The sequence below is a fragment of the Hyphococcus sp. genome, assembly GCF_041986965.1.
Lineage (GTDB): Bacteria > Pseudomonadota > Alphaproteobacteria > Caulobacterales > Parvularculaceae > Hyphococcus.
Window position 1 is genome coordinate 1,759,963 of the sequence record NZ_JBHIXB010000001.1, and the last position, 15,561, is coordinate 1,775,523.

The 15,561-nt window shown below is 60.7% G+C and carries 20 protein-coding genes and 1 tRNA gene; 13 read left to right on the forward strand and 8 right to left on the reverse strand.

The features are described 5' to 3' along the window. The first annotated feature begins 95 nt into the window (after positions 1–95). Genes glyA through thiL form a run of 4 tightly spaced genes read left to right on the forward strand, consistent with a single transcriptional unit; the run spans position 96 to position 3,415 of the window. Positions 96–1,391, forward strand: a complete 1,296-nt coding sequence (gene glyA / locus ACFC5L_RS08715) for a serine hydroxymethyltransferase (RefSeq protein ID WP_375204137.1) — start codon at positions 96–98, stop codon at positions 1,389–1,391. A 42-nt stretch (positions 1,392–1,433) separates the two neighbouring features. Continuing rightward, positions 1,434–1,907 (forward strand): transcriptional regulator NrdR, encoded by a 474-nt coding sequence (nrdR, locus tag ACFC5L_RS08720; protein WP_375204136.1) that lies wholly within the window; start codon positions 1,434–1,436, stop codon positions 1,905–1,907. 23 nt (positions 1,908–1,930) lie between these two features. Beyond that, positions 1,931–2,413, forward strand: coding sequence for a transcription antitermination factor NusB (gene nusB, locus ACFC5L_RS08725; protein ID WP_375204135.1), 483 nt, complete (start codon positions 1,931–1,933; stop codon positions 2,411–2,413). Between the two features lie 12 nt (positions 2,414–2,425). Continuing rightward, positions 2,426–3,415 carry a thiamine-phosphate kinase gene (gene thiL, locus ACFC5L_RS08730; RefSeq protein WP_375204134.1) on the forward strand — a complete coding sequence of 330 codons (990 nt, stop codon included), beginning with the start codon at positions 2,426–2,428 and terminating at the stop codon, positions 3,413–3,415. A gap of 8 nt (positions 3,416–3,423) precedes the next feature. Here the strand turns inward: thiL and ACFC5L_RS08735 are convergent, their stop codons facing one another. Both ACFC5L_RS08735 and ACFC5L_RS08740 read right to left on the reverse strand, forming a co-directional pair. Beyond that, on the reverse strand, positions 3,424–3,768 hold the full coding sequence (locus ACFC5L_RS08735) for a hypothetical protein (protein ID WP_375204133.1): 345 nt from the start codon (positions 3,766–3,768) through the stop codon (positions 3,424–3,426). Between the two features lie 103 nt (positions 3,769–3,871). Beyond that, positions 3,872–4,330 carry an outer membrane protein assembly factor BamE gene (locus tag ACFC5L_RS08740; protein WP_375204132.1) on the reverse strand — a complete coding sequence of 153 codons (459 nt, stop codon included), beginning with the start codon at positions 4,328–4,330 and terminating at the stop codon, positions 3,872–3,874. 198 nt (positions 4,331–4,528) lie between these two features. Between ACFC5L_RS08740 and ACFC5L_RS08745 the strand changes: the two genes are divergently transcribed. From ACFC5L_RS08745 to ACFC5L_RS08785, 9 genes are all read left to right on the forward strand, one after another. Next, a complete protein-coding gene (locus tag ACFC5L_RS08745; protein WP_375204131.1) occupies positions 4,529–5,071 on the forward strand; it encodes a ubiquinol-cytochrome C chaperone family protein in 543 nt (180 codons plus the stop codon). After that, positions 5,068–5,598: a YceD family protein gene (locus ACFC5L_RS08750; protein ID WP_375204130.1), complete on the forward strand. Its 531-nt coding sequence runs from the start codon at positions 5,068–5,070 to the stop codon at positions 5,596–5,598. Before ACFC5L_RS08745 ends, ACFC5L_RS08750 begins: the two co-directional genes overlap by 4 nt. A 187-nt stretch (positions 5,599–5,785) precedes the next feature. After that, positions 5,786–6,865 carry a phosphate acyltransferase PlsX gene (plsX, locus tag ACFC5L_RS08755; protein ID WP_375204129.1) on the forward strand — a complete coding sequence of 360 codons (1,080 nt, stop codon included), beginning with the start codon at positions 5,786–5,788 and terminating at the stop codon, positions 6,863–6,865. Further along, on the forward strand, positions 6,862–7,833 hold the full coding sequence (locus tag ACFC5L_RS08760) for a beta-ketoacyl-ACP synthase III (protein WP_375204128.1): 972 nt from the start codon (positions 6,862–6,864) through the stop codon (positions 7,831–7,833). The genes plsX and ACFC5L_RS08760 overlap by 4 nt, the downstream gene beginning before the upstream one ends. Positions 7,834–7,962: 129 nt before the next feature. After that, the gene (locus ACFC5L_RS08765) at positions 7,963–8,280 is read left to right on the forward strand and encodes an integration host factor subunit alpha (RefSeq protein ID WP_375204127.1); all 318 of its coding nucleotides are present in this window, start codon (positions 7,963–7,965) and stop codon (positions 8,278–8,280) included. 37 nt (positions 8,281–8,317) lie between these two features. Then, positions 8,318–8,836 carry a MerR family transcriptional regulator gene (locus ACFC5L_RS08770; protein ID WP_375204126.1) on the forward strand — a complete coding sequence of 173 codons (519 nt, stop codon included), beginning with the start codon at positions 8,318–8,320 and terminating at the stop codon, positions 8,834–8,836. Between the two features lie 102 nt (positions 8,837–8,938). Further along, positions 8,939–9,015, forward strand: a tRNA-Pro gene (locus ACFC5L_RS08775). A 246-nt stretch (positions 9,016–9,261) separates the two neighbouring features. Beyond that, entirely contained in the window at positions 9,262–9,528 is a 267-nt protein-coding gene (locus ACFC5L_RS08780) for a hypothetical protein (protein ID WP_375204125.1), read from the forward strand. Between the two features lie 266 nt (positions 9,529–9,794). After that, positions 9,795–10,298: a tetratricopeptide repeat protein gene (locus tag ACFC5L_RS08785; RefSeq protein ID WP_375204124.1), complete on the forward strand. Its 504-nt coding sequence runs from the start codon at positions 9,795–9,797 to the stop codon at positions 10,296–10,298. Here ACFC5L_RS08785 and ACFC5L_RS08790 read toward each other — a convergent pair. From ACFC5L_RS08790 to ACFC5L_RS08815, 6 genes are all read right to left on the reverse strand, one after another. After that, positions 10,282–10,638: a hypothetical protein gene (locus ACFC5L_RS08790; RefSeq protein WP_375204123.1), complete on the reverse strand. Its 357-nt coding sequence runs from the start codon at positions 10,636–10,638 to the stop codon at positions 10,282–10,284. The two genes, ACFC5L_RS08785 and ACFC5L_RS08790, sit on opposite strands and share 17 nt — an antisense overlap. Before the next feature lie 309 nt (positions 10,639–10,947). Further along, on the reverse strand, positions 10,948–12,597 hold the full coding sequence (locus tag ACFC5L_RS08795) for an acyl-CoA dehydrogenase family protein (protein WP_375204122.1): 1,650 nt from the start codon (positions 12,595–12,597) through the stop codon (positions 10,948–10,950). Between the two features lie 84 nt (positions 12,598–12,681). Beyond that, positions 12,682–13,329, reverse strand: a complete 648-nt coding sequence (locus tag ACFC5L_RS08800; RefSeq protein ID WP_375204121.1) for an HAD-IA family hydrolase — start codon at positions 13,327–13,329, stop codon at positions 12,682–12,684. Beyond that, the gene (locus ACFC5L_RS08805) at positions 13,330–13,713 is read right to left on the reverse strand and encodes a GFA family protein (RefSeq protein WP_375204120.1); all 384 of its coding nucleotides are present in this window, start codon (positions 13,711–13,713) and stop codon (positions 13,330–13,332) included. It lies immediately after the preceding gene. Continuing rightward, complete coding sequence (locus ACFC5L_RS08810; RefSeq protein ID WP_375204119.1) at positions 13,714–14,337, reverse strand: glutathione S-transferase family protein; 624 nt, start codon at positions 14,335–14,337, stop codon at positions 13,714–13,716. It abuts the gene before it with no gap. Positions 14,338–14,409: 72 nt separating this feature from the next. Continuing rightward, the gene (locus ACFC5L_RS08815) at positions 14,410–15,534 is read right to left on the reverse strand and encodes a M50 family metallopeptidase (RefSeq protein ID WP_375204118.1); all 1,125 of its coding nucleotides are present in this window, start codon (positions 15,532–15,534) and stop codon (positions 14,410–14,412) included. Between the last annotated feature and the right edge of the window lie 27 nt (positions 15,535–15,561).

Below are 15,561 nucleotides of genomic sequence, written 5' to 3' on the forward strand. Positions count from 1 at the left end.
CGCTTCGCATTGCGGCAAGAGCCGCGTCCCCCTATATGTCGCCGCTGTTTGTTGAGCCTCACGAAGGGGTTCTTTCGCAGTCAGGAGCCGCCGCGATGAGCGCCAGCCAATCCTATCGCCTACCCGATGGATTCTTCACCGAATCACTCGCCGACAAGGACGGTGAGGTCTTCCGTTTCATGCAGGGCGAGCTTGCCCGCCAGCGAGATCAGATTGAGCTGATCGCCTCTGAAAACATTGTCTCGAAGGCGGTGCTGGAGGCGGCGGGCTCGGTCCTGACTAATAAGTACGCGGAGGGTTATCCGGGCAAGAGATATTATGGCGGGTGTGAGCAAGTTGACGAGGTCGAAGAGATCGCCATCGCCCGCGCGACAGAGCTCTTCAGTTGTAAAGAAGCGATCATACAACCGCATTCCGGCAGTCAGGCCAACCAGTGCGTCTTCATGGGCCTTTTGAAACCCGGGGACACCTTTCTGGGCATGGACCTCGCGGCGGGCGGGCATTTGACCCATGGCAGCCCGGTCAATCAGTCGGGAAAATGGTTCAACTGCGTTTCCTATGGTGTGCGCGAAGATGACCACCTGATCGATTTCGATCAGGTCGAGCGGCTGGCGAACCAGCACAAGCCGAAAATGATCATCGCCGGCGGCAGCGCTTATTCCCGTATTATCGATTTCCGCCGTTTCCGTGAGATCGCCGACAGCGTCGGCGCTTTCTTCATGGTGGATATGGCGCATTTCGCCGGGCTTGTTGCGGCGGGGCTTTACCCCAATCCGCTTGAACACGCCCATGTCGTGACGACAACCACGCACAAGACGCTGCGCGGCCCCCGGGGCGGCATGGTGCTGACCAATGATCCGGACATTGCGAAAAAAGTCCGTTCAGGTCTCTTTCCCGGTATTCAGGGCGGTCCGCTCATGCATATCGTCGCCGCAAAAGCGGTTGCTTTTGGCGAAGCGCTGCAACCGGAATTCAAGACCTATGCGCAGGCCGTGATCGACAACGCCCATGTGCTTTCGCAGACATTGGTGGATGCGGGCTATGCGGTCGTTTCAGGCGGCACCGACACACACCTTGCGCTGATCGACCTTCGCCCCAAAGGCGTCAAAGGCAATGCTGCCGAGGCAAGCCTCGAAGCGGCGGGCATCACCTGCAACAAGAATGGCATTCCTTACGACACGGAGAAGTTCACCATCACCTCCGGCATCCGCATCGGCTCGCCGGCGGGCACGACCCGGGGCTTCGGCGTCGCCGAGTTCAAGGAAGTCGGCGACATGATGGCTGAGGTTCTGGACGCGCTGGCGGCCAAGGGGGAGCCTGATCCGGCGGTCGAGGAGGCTGTCGGGGGGCGGGTGAAAGCCCTGACGGCGCAGTTTCCAATTTATCGCTGACTCGCGTAGAACCGCCGGACTGAGATTTGGGAGAACAGCCCCATGCGATGTCCGTTTTGCGGCAGCGACGACACCCAGGTGAAAGATTCCCGCCCGGCCGAGGACGGCGCCTCGGTGCGCCGGCGCCGGGAGTGTTCGGCCTGCGGCGGGCGCTTTACGACATTTGAACGGGTGCAATTGCGCGAACTTGTGGTGATCAAGAGCACCGGCAAGCGAGCCCCCTTTGACCGGGACAAGCTCATGCGCTCGATCCTCGTGGCGCTCCGCAAGCGTGATTTCGAGCCCGAGCGGGTGGAGCAGATGGTCTCCGGCATCGTCCGGCGTCTCGAAGCCACTGGCGATAGTGAGATTGAATCCCAAAAGATTGGCGAGCTGGTCATGGAAGGGCTCGCCAAGCTCGATGACGTTGCTTATGTGCGCTATGCCTCGGTTTACAAAAACTTCCGCGAGGCGAAGGACTTCGGCGAATTTCTTGGCGGCATGGATGACGCTGAGACGGCGGCGAAAGAAGAGTAAGATACGAAGTAAGATTGGGCCCAATGGCTTCTGGCGACAAGAAAATGAAAGAAGGCGCGCCGCCCCGGTCCGCCGCACGGCTCGCCGCCGTGCAGGCGCTTTACCAGATGGAGGCGGGCGGTCAGGGCGTCGAGGCGACGATCCGTGAATTCAAGGACTTCCGCCTTGGCGGTGAGATTGAAGGTGAAAAGCTTCAGGCAGCCGACGCCGCCTTCTTCGCTGACATTCTGCGCGGCGCCGTGGAGACGCAAGCCAGGCTTGATCCCTATCTGCAGCGCCAGCTCGCTGAAGGCTGGCGGCTCGCCCGTCTCGATGCAACGGTGCGCGCGATCCTGCGCGCCGGATTGTATGAGCTGATCCGCCGGCCGGATGTTCCCTTCAAGGTTGTGATCAACGAGTATCTCGATATTGCGCGCGCCTTTTTCGAGGGTGACGAGCCGGGGTTTATCAATGCCGTGCTCGACGCAGCGGCGAAGGAAGCGCGCAGCGACGAAGTGAATGTCTGACCAGACGGTGACATGAGCGAATTCGACATCATCCGCGAGATTTTCGCGCCGCTCACCGCCAATGCGCCGGGCGCATTCAATCTTGTAGACGACGCCGCCTTGCTGGAGGCCCGCGACCTGGTGGTCACAAAAGACCTGATGGTGGCGGGCGTGCATTTTCTCGCCAAGGACCCGCTTGATCTTGTCGCGAGGAAACTGGTCCGTGCAAATCTTTCCGACCTTGCCGCCAAGGGCGCCAAACCCATCGGTTATTTTCTCGGCTGCGTCTGGCCGAACAATGTCAAGCGCGCCTCCATCGAACTCTTCGCGCGCGGCCTCGCTGAGGATCAGGAGCATTTCCGGATTGCGCTTTATGGCGGCGACACCACCCTGCATACGATGAAGTCGGGGCCGCTCACCCTGTCGGCGACGTTTTTCGGCGCGCCCCCGAAGCAGGGCATGACAGCGCGAACCGGCGCCTCCCTTGGCGATGACCTTTATGTTTCAGGAACGATCGGCGACGCCGGTCTTGGCCTGATGGCGCTGCGCAAGGAATTCAAATTCACGACGGTGGACAAAGCCTCGCTGTCCGGCCGCTACCATCTGCCCGAGCCGCGGATGACGCTCGGCGCCGCGCTCGCCGGCCTGGCGACAGCGGCGATCGACGTTTCCGACGGGCTGATCGCGGATGCGGGCCATCTTGCGCGCGCCAATGGTTTGCGGGCCGAGATCGACGCCGTCGCTGTGCCGCGTTCCCAAGGGGCGGCGTACTGGGTCGCGGCGCAGCAGAACCGCTGGAAGGCGCTGGCGACGCTTGCCGGCTTTGGCGACGATTATGAAATTCTCTTCGCGGCGCCGCCCGCCATGCGCCGCTCGGTTGTGATGGCGGCGAAAGCATCGCGTACGGAGGTTTCGCGCATCGGCTCCCTGACGCGCGGCGATGGCGTTCTTTTCCTCGATGAAAACGGCGCGCCGATCCTCGTTCCGGAGACCGGTTACGATCATTTCAAGAGTGAGCGTTAAGTCTTCGCCTATTGCCAGCGGCCGGGAAGCCAATACCAGCCTTGATGCGTATGCACCCAGCGACCGTCGCTCCAGACTTTGCGCGATGGCGGATTACGCTCCCAGAACCCGTCGACCCAGACATAGTCTGCGCCGGTCCAGCGCCAGTAACCGTTGACCCAAACTGCCGCGGGCGCCGGTCTCGGTGGAATGACGATGCGGCGCGGCGGCGGCGGCGCAACACGAATATAGGAAACGGTTATTCCCACAGGCGCCGGACCGTGACGATAGTGAGAGTGATACCAGCAGCCGCTTGTCAGCGCCGCGACAGCGCCGCCAAGAACAGCGACCTTCAACAAGTTGAGTAGTTTCATGCTGAATGGCTCCTGCAAAAAGGACCCATACAGCATGCCCCAGGAGCGAAAGCTCACGCTTGATTCAAGTCAATTGGTAAGCGGCAGGTTGCAAGAGCCTAAATTACTGCCCCGGAACCGGACCTTCTTCGCCGAGCGAGGCGGGAAGGGCGCCGACATTGCCGAGGAGCTGCTCCCAGAAATTGAGCTGGCGCCCGCGTGTCGGCGTCGAACGCTGGACAAGGCGAATGTCTTCACCGTCAGCGAGATCATATTCACTGAACTCCTCAACCGAACCGTCATCGGCGAAATGGATCGCGATGACCTGGCGCGTTTGGGTCTTCGGTTTGAAGAAGGCGCGGGTCTGGTCTGTGGAGTGCAGATAATACCAGGCGTCGCGGTCAAAGACGCCGATCATCGAGGGCTCGCCATATTTGGCGAGGATCGAATCCTTGGTGTCGAAACCGATTTCCGCTGTCAGCTCTTTCTGGTCCGCTTCGAGGACGTAACCGTGGCTTGAGCGCACGGAAACGCAGGCCTGAAGCATGAGAAGGCCAAGGGCGAGAAGAAGGAATCGGGTCATCGGGCTCTCTTTACGCTGCTACGCCATTCGCCGGCCGGAGCCGGGACTTGGGCCGGGACTTGGGCCGGGACTTGGGCCGGGACTTGATCCCGGGGGCTGTCGGGAATACCTCGCCCCATGGGTAGCAGTGATCTACCAGTGATTTCAAATTGCCGCAAATCCTAGGTAATATTCCGGCGGCGCGAAGGAAAGCCCTTGATGTTCAAAACCTTGTTCAGGAAGGACCCGGCGCTGGAGGCCGGCCGCGCGCTCTATGCGGCGGCGGTGGAGCAGGCGAGAAGTCCCGCTCTTTACGCAAGCCTCAGCGCGCCGGACACGGTTGAGGGCCGGTTTGAGATGGTGGCGCTCCATGTCTGGCTGGTGATGCGCCGGCTGCGCGGCGACGCGGCGGCGAAGAAGGTGAGCCAGTGCCTGTTCGACGCCATGTTCCAGAATCTGGATGACAGCTTGCGCGAGCTTGGGGTCGGCGACCTTCAGGTCGGCAAGAAGATCCGCAAACTCGCCGAGAATTTCTACGGCCGCATCGGCGCCTATGAAGAGGCGATGAAAGAAGGCGCCGCCGAAGATGAATTGGCGAAGGCGCTGTCGCGCAATATCTTCGAACAGGAACTGGCGGAAACGGCGCCGGCTTTTGCCGATTATGTCCGCCGTGCAAATGCGCATCTGGAAAACCAGCCGGACGCGCGCATCGCCGGCGGCATCGTCGTTTTTCCGCCGGTGGCGGAAGGGGCGCTGTCATGACGCAAGGCGCCGGGCCTGCGCCTGAATTCAGCTATGTCGTCGATGTGGACGATGTCGGCCGCGCCGGAAAAAAATTCCAGCTGAGCGCCAGTAAGGCAGAGCGCGAAAGAATCGCTGCGCGTCTTGAAACGCCTTCGGTGGAAAGCCTTGAAGGCGAGATGACGGTCACCGCCTCCAGGACAATGATCCGCATCACCGGCGACATAAAAGCGGCGCTCACCCGCGAATGCGTCGCCAGCCTCGAGTCCATGACCGAAACGATCGCGGAGCCATTCGAAGTCCAATTTACGCGTGTCCCGCCGGAAGACGATGGGGCGGAAGAGGAAGATCTCGACGCGCCTGAATATCTCGACGGCGCCGCGCTCGATCTCGGCGAACTTCTGGTGCAGCAGCTTTCCCTCGCCATGGACCCGTTTCCGCGCAAGGAGGGGGCGGAAAGCCTCGCAGAAGCCTATGCACCGGCCGAGAATGTCTCCCCATTCGCCGTGCTCAAGGGGCGCGTGGGAAAAAGTGATGATAATCAATAGGTTTACGTGGGGCCCGAAGGGGCTATAAGGGCCGCGAAAAGGCGCAATGGGCGCCGCGTTGCAAGGAGCCGCGGGCGCTCATATTCTGCGCCGCAGATTTTGCGCTGCGATATCTTCGCAGACTTGGGTCCTCGCGCGGCATTGCGGCAATGGAGACGGCTGGTTGGGCAAGTCCATGACAGAGGCCATGACTGACGGACGCGATCTGGCGTTGGCGGTGGACGCCATGGGCGGCGACGCCGGCCCGCAAGCGGTCGTCGACGGCGTTGCGCATGCGGTGAAGCGCGGCCTCAAGGCGCGGGTCATTTTCTTTGGCGACAAGGCGCAGCTTGAACCGCTGATCGCCGCGCACACAAATCTTGTCGGCGTCGAAATCCGGCACGCCGACAATGTCGTTTCCATGACCGACAAGCCCATGCATGTGTTGCGGCGCGGGCGCGACACCTCCATGTGGGCGGCCGTAACCGCTGTCGCCGAGGCTGATGCGCAGGCGGTTGTTTCCGGCGGCAATACTGGCGCGCTGATGGCGGTCTCGCGCAAACAGCTCGGCATGATTGAGGGCGTTGAACGCCCCGCTGTGACGGCGCTGTGGCCGACGCCGCGCGGGCGCTGCGTCGTTCTCGATGTCGGCGCCAATGTCGAGGCGGATGAAGACCAGCTCGTGCAATTCGCCATTATGGGTGAGGCGTTCTTCCGTTCCCTGATGAATGTTGAAAAACCCACAGTCGGCCTATTGAATGTGGGCGCTGAAGACCTGAAAGGCCACGAGCTGATTCGCACCGCCGCGCGCGTGTTGCGTGAGGCGGACCCGGATATGGCGTTTAAAGGCTTTGTTGAAGGAAATGACATTTCCAAGGGCACCGTCGATGTCGTCGTCACCGACGGCTTTACGGGCAATGTCGCCCTGAAGACGGCGGAAGGCGCGGCGCGGCTGCTGGGCGGCTGGATGAAAGAGACGCTGACCGGCACGCTGAACGCCAAGCTGGGCGCCTTGTTGATGGCGCCGGGCCTTCGAAAGCTGAAGGATCGCATCGATCCGTCTTCGAATAATGGCGGCGTTTTTCTCGGCGTGAACGGCGTCGTGGTGAAAAGCCATGGCGGCGCCGATGCGCGCGGCGTGGCGAGCGCGGTCAACATGGCGGCGAGCCTGGCGGCGCGTCCGTTCCGGGATGAAGTGGCGTCTACAGTGAAATCAGTGATGAGCCGGCGTCAGCGTATCGCCGAAGCATCGGCGAGTGAAAATACAATAAAAGCGGCGGCGGTATGAGTTTGAAAGCAGTGCTGCGTGGGTGCGGCGCGTTTTTGCCTGAAAAAATCCTGACGAATGAAGATCTCTCAAAGCGCGTGGATACGAGCGATGAGTGGATTCGCGAGCGCACCGGCATTCGCGAGCGTCACATTGCGTCGGAAGGGGAGTTGACCTCCGATCTTGCGACTGAGGCGGCGAAGGCGGCGTTAAAGAACGCCGGGCTGACGCCGGATGACATCGACCTGATCGTCGTCGCCACAACGACGCCGGATCTGACATTCCCGTCAACGGCGGCGATTGTTCAGGCCAAACTCGGCGCGGGCGAGGGCGCGGCCTTCGATATTCAGGCTGTGTGCACGGGCTTTGTCTATGCGTTGTCGACGGCGGAAAAATTCCTGGTTTCAGGACAGCACAAGCGCGCGCTCGTGATCGGCGCGGAAACTTTCTCGCGCATTCTCGACTGGGAAGACCGCGGCACCTGCGTTCTTTTTGGCGACGGGGCCGGGGCGTTCGTTCTGGAAGCTCAGTCTGCGGAGGAAGCCGGCGACCGCGGCGTCATGGGCAGTTATCTCAGATGCGACGGGCGCATGGTGGACCTCCTTTATGTGGATGGCGGCGTTTCATCGACCGGGACCACGGGCCATGTGCGCATGCAGGGCAACAAGGTCTTCCGCGAGGCGGTGACCCGCATTTCCGACGCCATGGTCAAGGTCTGCGCCGAGGCCAAAGTCGACGTCACCGAGATCGACTGGTTCGTGCCGCACCAGGCCAATGAGCGGATCATTCAGGGCGTTGTCAAAAAGCTCGATCTTCGTCCCGATCAGGTGGTTTCCACGATCTCCGGTCAGGGCAATACGTCCGCAGCCTCGATCCCGCTCGCTTATTGCGCGGGCGTCGCCGACGGCCGGATCAAGACCGGCGATCTTGTCCTCTTTGAAGCCATGGGCGGCGGGCTCACCTGGGGCGCCGCGCTGATGCGCGCGTGATCCTCCGGTTAGGACGCTGCGCGCCGCCATATAAAAAACAGGCAATATATTTCAAAGACTTATTGACCAAAGAGGCGTCTAGCCGTTAACCTTGGCGTTAATTTGGGGACTGACGCGGGTAGGCAAACCATGGCCGGAAAAACCATCACGAGAGCGGACCTGACCGATGCGGTCTATCGCTCCCTGGGAATTTCGCGAAACGAATCCTCCGCCTTTGTGGAGCGCATTCTCGACGAAGTGGCCCAGACGCTCGAAAAGGGCGAGACCGTCAAGATTTCATCCTTCGGCACATTTTCGGTGCGCGACAAGAAGCTCAGAATGGGCCGCAATCCGAAGACTGGTGAAGAAGTGCCGATCGAGCCGCGGCGGGTTATCACCTTCCGCGCCTCGCATGTGCTGAAAGACCAAATCAACAACACCCACCGGCAGGCGAAAGCCGCCGAGTAGGCCGACTTCCGTTCTGACTGACGAAGGCGCTCCCCCCGTGGCGAAATCTGCCGAAGCGTTCCGCACGATCTCCGAAGCCGCAGAAGAGCTGGATGTGCCCCAGCATGTTCTGCGTCATTGGGAAGAAGTGTTCGGCCAGGTGCGGCCCATGCGCCGCGCCGGCGGGCGGCGCTATTACCGCCCGCTCGATCTCGATCTGTTGCGGGGCATCCGCGTCCTTCTTTATGAACAGCGCTACACCACCAAGGGCGTCCAGAAGATCTTCAAGGACGAGGGCGTCAAATATGTTTCCGAACTCGGCCGCCGGGCCGCCGCCGGCGAGTCGACGGATGTTCGCCCCTTGCTTGAAGCGGAAAACGATGCGCCGCTGAATGGCGAGGCGCAACAGGGCGATATGCTCGAACTTGGGGCCGCCGAGGCCCTGAAGGAAACGCCGTCCCTCTCCCCGGAGCTGCGCCGGACGCTGACGGCGCTGCTCGCCCGTCTTGAAAGCGTTCAGGATTCCCTCGACCAGGCGTCGCTCGCGCTTGAAGCCATTGAGGCGGAGCGCGAGTAAGCGCGGACCCGGGAATTCTCCGATTTTCACCATTGCCCCGCCTCAGCCGGGCGCCTATAAGACGCGCTCGCGCGTGGCGGCTTTCGCCCCCGTGCGTAAGGTCGGAGCGTAGCGCAGCCTGGTAGCGCACTTGACTGGGGGTCAAGGGGTCGTGGGTTCGAATCCCGCCGCTCCGACCATTTCAAACAACCACTTATCACCGTCAGGTAAAGTGCTTTTGGATTCCGAAGCGAGTCCATGAAGATGTTCCCATCGGAATGCACATCAGCTGCGCCTTTGGTCGGGAGTGATTGCAGCATCGCGACATCGGCCCAATGGGTCGCCGCCATATTTAATTGTACGATCAGTAGAAGTCCGGCGGCGCCAACTGCCGGGCGGCCTGTTGCGAATGTCGATCAATATCAGCGTGACAAGAGGAAACACCCATGATCAAGAAAACGCTTTTTGCTTTCATTTTTGCAAGTTCGTTTATCGCTAGCGCGGCCAGCGCCGGGGACGTTGCTGACTTTTGCGGCGCCGTCATCACCGAAATGGGCATGGAAGACGCCAATGGCGGCTGCACCTGTTTTGAAGACTCTCTGTCGGAAGAAGATAAAAGCCTCTATCTCAGCCTCGAAAACGAAGATGACTGGAACGCCCGTGCAAGCGACGACATGAAAGGCGCCATGGCCGCCTGCTTTCCGGCGTCTTAAAGCGAGCCGGGATCGCGGCGCATGGCTGGCCGAAATTATTCATGTTTCACGCATCCTTGCGCCGCGCGGAGAACCGTTTTCTTCCCTCCGAAATTGATTTCGCCAACGCAGTCACGGGCGAAAACGCAGTGCGCAAAAGCGGCTTCATGGTTACCGCAAAGGTAAGCATGACCCCCTCAAATGCGGTGATTTTCTTTAGGACTTCGGTGGAGGTTCCTGTGAGAAAAAAACGCCTGTCGCGTGGATTCCGCTGTTGAGGGATACCTATGTTGCATCGCCATTGTTGTGAGGGCAGTGGCCGTTCGTATGCGCGCCTGTTGAGCGTGTGCGTCGGGCTTTTATGGATCGCTGCGCCGGTTTCTCCGGCCGCGGCGTCGTCTGCGCCTGCCGAGGAAAAAGAAAAACCGAAGACCCGTCAGCAGATGATCGCGGACTGGCGGATCGCCTGCGCCACTGGCGACGGGTCCGCCTGTTACATCCTTGGCGACGCTTATGAGACCCGCAGGGATTTATGGGGCCGCCAGATCAAAGGCGACGGCGTTCATCGCGACGACGAACAAGCGCTTCGCTATTTCCGCCTTGCCTGCGAGCATGGCTATGGAAAAGGATGCTCCAGTCTTGGACGTCTCTATGAGATCGGCAAAGGCGCGCGGAAAAACCAGGAAGAATCGGAACGCGCATTCGGACGCGCCTGCGCGCTTATGGGCGGCGACGCTTGCGATCATACCGATGCTGCGCCGCTGCCGACAGCGCCTAAACTTCGATCCTGATGCGGCGATAGCGGGGGTGATGGGCGCCGGCCGTTTTGCCGTCGAGGCGGTAAAGGCTTGCGACATCGCATTGCGGCCGCGCCTTGAGCACAAACAGGGCAGCGTCCTGGTCGCTGCGCGCGGGAAAGCGGTGTGAAAAGCCGCCGGCGAACCCTGTGGCCGCACTGACATCGCAGCGCGAATACATCACTTCATATTTCGCCGCCATGCCGATCAGCCCTTGCGTTTCGAGCAGGGGATCGCGGCGAAGCTCTTCCGGCTTCATCACAAACGCCGCGCCCGCAAGCGCCAGAATTGCAGGAATTGCGGCGTAAGAAGAAGGGTTCATTTTACGCGCCATGGATTTGCGGCCCCGTTTGTTACAATCGGTTTGTTACAGCCTCGTAAGGACAACCTAGAAAGCGGCTCTTGAGAGAGATTTAAGGGAATATGCGGGATTGCGCTTAACCTTGCGGATGAAGGCGCAATGGGCGTCAGACCGGAAGAAAATGAACGCACGCATAAGGCGAGCGGCGGCCGTTCCGGCATATCCTCTCAGGCGAAAAACCGCTCTTTTTTGAGGTTTGGTGAAGACTTATCCACCACTCGCCAGTGGCGCTTAGACTCCTTCCTGTTGGTTGAAGAAGGAGTTCTGCCGCCGATGAACGCGCTATTGCGGAATTGCACGGTCGATGATGGCGCGTGTGTCGATATTCGCCGTGACGGCGCCGTAAGCGTAAGAACGCTGACCGGGGTCAAGACGCGCATTGCAAAATCCGTCAAAGACATAATCGGGCGCCGTCTGTTTCAGGGCGGCGGCGCAAAGCGCCAGCGCCATATCCTCGGCGAAGGCGCGCGCCGTAGCTTCATTGAGGGCGCCGGGTTTCAGCCAGTCATCGAGGCTTGCAAGGTGATGGTCGAGCGCGGTGTTGGCGCCGCGGGCCGACAGAATTTCCCCGCGCACGGCGTCAAGGCTTTCCGGTTCCCGGGCGAGGGCGCGCAGAATATCAAGCGCGATGACATTGCCCGACCCTTCCCAGATGGCGTTCAGGGGCGACTGTCGGAAAAGGCGCGGCATGACGCCTTCCTCCACGAAACCGGCGCCGCCATGGCATTCAAGCGCCTCGTAAACAACGCCCGGCTGACGTTTGCACACCCAGTATTTGGCGATCGGCGTCGCCAGACGCATGAAGGCCGCCTCGCGCGGATCGTCCATGTTGTCAAAGCTCTCGGCGATGCGCAGCGCCAGCGCCGTCGCCGCTTCGGTCTCCAGCGCAAGATCGGCGAGCACCATCATCATCGCCGGCTGGTCGATCAGTTTTTTCTGGAATGCAGAGCGATGGCTCGTATGCCAAAGCGCCTGCGCCAGCGCCGCGCGCATGCCGCCTGCCGACCCGGCGATGCAATCGAGCCGCGTATGCTGCACCATGTCGATGATGGTTCTGACGCCGCGGCCTTCCTCGCCGACTTTCACCGCATAGGCGCCGTGATATTCGATTTCGGACGACGCGTTCGCGCGGTCGCCGAGCTTGTCTTTAAGCCGCATGATGTGAAAGGCGTTGCGCGTTCCATCCGGGCGCCAACGCGGAACAAGAAAACAGGTGATCCCTTCGTCAGTGCGCGCCAGCGTCAGAAAGGCGTCGCACATGGGCGCCGAACAGAACCATTTATGCCCGGTCAGTTCGTATTCATGTCCACTGATCGGCGTCGCAACGGTCGTGTTGGCGCGAATGTCAGAGCCGCCCTGTTTTTCCGTCATGGCCATGCCCATGGTCGCGCCGCGTTTTTCAGAAGCGGGAATAAAGCGCTTGTCATAGTGGCCGGCGGTCAGGCGCGGGACCCATTCCTTCGCAACATCGGGTTCGCGGCGCAGCGCCGGGATCGCGGCGTAGGTCATGGTCATGGGACAGCCGACGCCCGCTTCGCCGCCCGCCTGCATATAAGCCATGGCCGCGTGCGCCACATGACCGCCGTCCTCCGCCGTCCAGGCGATCGACGAATAGCCGGACGAAAGCCCGAGATCCATCAGCGCGTGATAGGCGGGATGAAACTCCACTTCGTCGAGGCGGTGACCGTAACGGTCGAAGCTGACGAGCCTGGGCGGGTTTTGATTGGCGAGCCGCGCATTCTCCACCATCTCCGCAGAGCCGAGCGCTGCGCCATAGGCGGACAATTGTTTTTTATGAGATCCGCCGCCGCGTTTCTCCACCGTTTGTTTCAGCGCGGCGTCGCTGTCGAAGATGTTCACATCTTCAAAAGGCGGCGGCTGGTTCGCGACTTCGTGGGTCTGAAGTTCGGATCGCGGGCGGTAATGGGACATGGGCGGCTTCCCTGTGATCTTTCGTCTATTGTGCGCGCCGGCGTGCGCGGCCGCAATCTTTCTGCGCAGCGCCCTAAGCAGCGCCTAGTCCGCAAAGACGAGCTGCTCAAGCTCAGCGATCGCGGGGGCTACATCGCCGATGGGAACCTTGATCGTCGTCATGCCCATGGCGCGGGCGGGTTTCAGATTGACGCCAAGATCATCGAGGAAAATGCAGGCATCGGGCGCAACGGCAAGCGCTGTGCACATCATCTCGTAAATGCGCGGCTCCGGTTTCCGGACACCGGCTTTCGACGATTCAATGATGTGATCGAAATTTTCGTGAATACGCGTTACGGTCTCGCGCGTCTCATCCGGGGCCAGCATGCCTCTGGAATCGATCTTCGGCAGATTATTGGTGATGCAGCCGGTCTTGTAGCCGGCGGTTTTCACGCGGGCGAGGGCGTCGACCATCGCCGGATAAAACCGCAGCGACAGAAGCGAGATCAGCGTTTTGCCGGTCACCTCAAAACCCGCCGCTTTTGTTTCCATTGCAAAAGCAGAGTCGAAGTCGTCGAGCGAGATTTCCGCGCGCTCGAATTTCGCCCAGGCGTTGTCATGGATGTTGGTCTTGATGACGCCGCCGATGAATTTTTCAGGAAGGCCATGTTTTCGCTCGAACTCGGCGAAATTCTGCACGGGCGAGGTCGTAAAGACGCCGCCGAAATCGAAGATGACGGCTTCAAAGGACACTTACGGCGCCTTCTCGATATGTTGCGCCCAGGGAAGGGCCTCGTCGGCGAAAACTTCTCCTTGTGGCGTATAGGCTTCCGGTTTTTCCATCACGCCGATCAGGAAATGCGTCTCGCCCGCCCATTTTTCACCGGCATAGGTCAGCGGCGTGCCGCATTTGCCGCAATAGCCGCGTTGAACGCCTATGGAGCTTTCATAATAAGATGGTTTGTCCGTCAACCACCGCACCTGCTCATTGTTGAAACCGACCCAGGTGGAGACGGCGCCGCCTGTCGCCTTTCGGCAGGCTTCGCAATGGCAATTGCTGACAAATTTCGGCGCGCCGGTCATTTCCGCCTTGGCTGCGCCGCATTGGCATGACGCGAGATGGTGTTCAGCGCTCATTCAAAGACCGAGTTCGGCGGCGTAGTTGGCGCTGATTTCCTGCGTCTTCGCAAAAGCCGGGCGCGCCGTCATATGATCCACATAGTCGGCGATTTTGCCTTTCTTTTCGATGGCGCCGAACATGATCGCGAAATTCAGGAGCGATCCCATGACGATGTCGGCGGCGCTCAGCGTGTCGCCGAGAATGTAGGGACCGGCGGACAGCATCACATCAATCGACTTCAACACGTCTTCTTCTGTGCCATAGCCGGCCGACATCGCGTTTTCGCGCTTCACGCCGCCGAGCTTGTCGAGCATCATCGGTTCGATGCAGGAGGGGGCGTAGAACATCCAGCGGTAATAGGCGCCGCGCTGGGGATCGTTCAGCGCGGGCGCAAACCCTTTTTCCGCAAACGCGTCGGCGAGATAGGCGCAGATCGCGGCGCTCTCCGTGACGTTGACGCCGTCATGAACAAGCGCCGGTACTTTGCCCATGGGATTGATTGTCAAAAAGTCCGGGCTTTTATGTTCGCCGGCCTTGAGATTGATGAGCTTGATGTCGCAGACGCCGCCAAGCTCCTCATTCATCCACATCACCGTGTCGGCGCGGGTGCGCGGGCAGTAATAGAAAACCGGTTTCGCCATCAGTCTCTCCCATTTTGTGCGGGCACCATAACGCCTGCGCGGCGCCGGAGGCAAAGAAATTTCGCCGTCATCTCAAACAGACTCGAGATCCATTTTAAGACCAAGGAGTTTCATGACGTCGCCGCGCGACAGCGTGCCGAGGACGCCGCGCCCGTCAGTGACAATCAACGTATCTGCGCCTGTTTGCTGAAGGGACTGCAACGCAATGATTGCGTCCTGCGCCGGAGCGGCGAGGGGCGCCTGTTCCGGCGGGGTCATGATGTCTTTGACAGTCACGCGGCTCCATTCCTCGCGCGGCGTCGATTTCACATGCGCCGTATCCACCACGCCGACGAAGTCGCCGTGCTCGCTGACCGGAAACGCCGTTTGCTGGAATTCATAGACATAGCGGTCGACAAGTTCCGCAAGCGTGAGCGTGGGGGGAACAACATGGGCGTCCTTGTGCATAAGATCGCGCACCGTCACGCCGCCCATAAGGCGCCGCACTTCCATTTGCTGGTAGGAAGATTGCGCCGCGCCGCGAATGAACATGCCGATCAGGAACCACCAGAGCCCGGCGACGAGGCTGCCGCTAAACGCCGCCCAGAGCCCGGCCATCATCAGTGCGAATCCGAACAGCCCGCCGAGACCCGACGCCCATTTTGTCGCCCAGCGAAGATCGCCTTTCATGGCCCAGAGGATCGCGCGCAAGACGCGTCCGCCATCCATGGGAAAAGCGGGGATGAGGTTGAAGATGGCCAGCACGAGATTGAGGCGGCCGAGATAGCCGGCGAGGGCGCTGGCCGGCGTCGGCGCCTCGCCGCCGAAAGACGCGAGCCACAAGAATATCACCCCCAGAACGATGCTGATCGCCGGGCCGGCGATGGCGGTGAAGAATTCGGCCTTGGCGCTTTCGGGTTCGCCCTTCATTTCCGCAACGCCGCCGAACAGGAACAGCGTGATGCCGGTCATGCCTGTGCCGAAGGCGCGCGACACCACCGAATGCGAGAGTTCATGAATGACGATGGAGAAAAAGACGCCGATGACGCCGCCGACGGCCATCCACCAATAGGTGGAGGCTGGCCAGCCTTCATAGACCGCGGGAAAAAAACCGAGCGCCAGCGACGTCGCGATCAGGAGGGCGAAAAACGTCCAGCTTATGTCGACGCGAACGTCGAAACCGAGAACCCGAAACAGCTTGAGCGAACGTCCGAACATCGTCGTGTCTCCCGTGTTTTCGTCGGC

Bases quoted from the DNA above. Each gene is read 5' to 3' on its own strand.
- ACFC5L_RS08780 (WP_375204125.1), top strand. From the start codon at position 9,262: ATGATCAAGAAAACGCTTTTTGCTTTCATTTTTGCAAGTTCGTTTATC.
- ACFC5L_RS08815 (WP_375204118.1), bottom strand. From the start codon at position 15,534: ATGTTCGGACGTTCGCTCAAGCTGTTTCGGGTTCTCGGTTTCGACGTT.
- ACFC5L_RS08750 (WP_375204130.1), top strand. From the start codon at position 5,068: ATGACGCAAGGCGCCGGGCCTGCGCCTGAATTCAGCTATGTCGTCGAT.
- ACFC5L_RS08735 (WP_375204133.1), bottom strand. From the start codon at position 3,768: ATGAAACTACTCAACTTGTTGAAGGTCGCTGTTCTTGGCGGCGCTGTC.
- ACFC5L_RS08765 (WP_375204127.1), top strand. From the start codon at position 7,963: ATGGCCGGAAAAACCATCACGAGAGCGGACCTGACCGATGCGGTCTAT.
- ACFC5L_RS08785 (WP_375204124.1), top strand. From the start codon at position 9,795: ATGTTGCATCGCCATTGTTGTGAGGGCAGTGGCCGTTCGTATGCGCGC.
- ACFC5L_RS08795 (WP_375204122.1), bottom strand. From the start codon at position 12,597: ATGTCCCATTACCGCCCGCGATCCGAACTTCAGACCCACGAAGTCGCG.
- ACFC5L_RS08790 (WP_375204123.1), bottom strand. From the start codon at position 10,638: ATGGCGCGTAAAATGAACCCTTCTTCTTACGCCGCAATTCCTGCAATT.
- ACFC5L_RS08810 (WP_375204119.1), bottom strand. From the start codon at position 14,337: ATGGCGAAACCGGTTTTCTATTACTGCCCGCGCACCCGCGCCGACACG.
- nrdR (WP_375204136.1), top strand. From the start codon at position 1,434: ATGCGATGTCCGTTTTGCGGCAGCGACGACACCCAGGTGAAAGATTCC.
- ACFC5L_RS08740 (WP_375204132.1), bottom strand. From the start codon at position 4,330: ATGACCCGATTCCTTCTTCTCGCCCTTGGCCTTCTCATGCTTCAGGCC.
- thiL (WP_375204134.1), top strand. From the start codon at position 2,426: ATGAGCGAATTCGACATCATCCGCGAGATTTTCGCGCCGCTCACCGCC.
- nusB (WP_375204135.1), top strand. From the start codon at position 1,931: ATGGCTTCTGGCGACAAGAAAATGAAAGAAGGCGCGCCGCCCCGGTCC.
- glyA (WP_375204137.1), top strand. From the start codon at position 96: ATGAGCGCCAGCCAATCCTATCGCCTACCCGATGGATTCTTCACCGAA.
- ACFC5L_RS08805 (WP_375204120.1), bottom strand. From the start codon at position 13,713: ATGAGCGCTGAACACCATCTCGCGTCATGCCAATGCGGCGCAGCCAAG.
- plsX (WP_375204129.1), top strand. From the start codon at position 5,786: ATGACTGACGGACGCGATCTGGCGTTGGCGGTGGACGCCATGGGCGGC.
- ACFC5L_RS08760 (WP_375204128.1), top strand. From the start codon at position 6,862: ATGAGTTTGAAAGCAGTGCTGCGTGGGTGCGGCGCGTTTTTGCCTGAA.
- ACFC5L_RS08745 (WP_375204131.1), top strand. From the start codon at position 4,529: ATGTTCAAAACCTTGTTCAGGAAGGACCCGGCGCTGGAGGCCGGCCGC.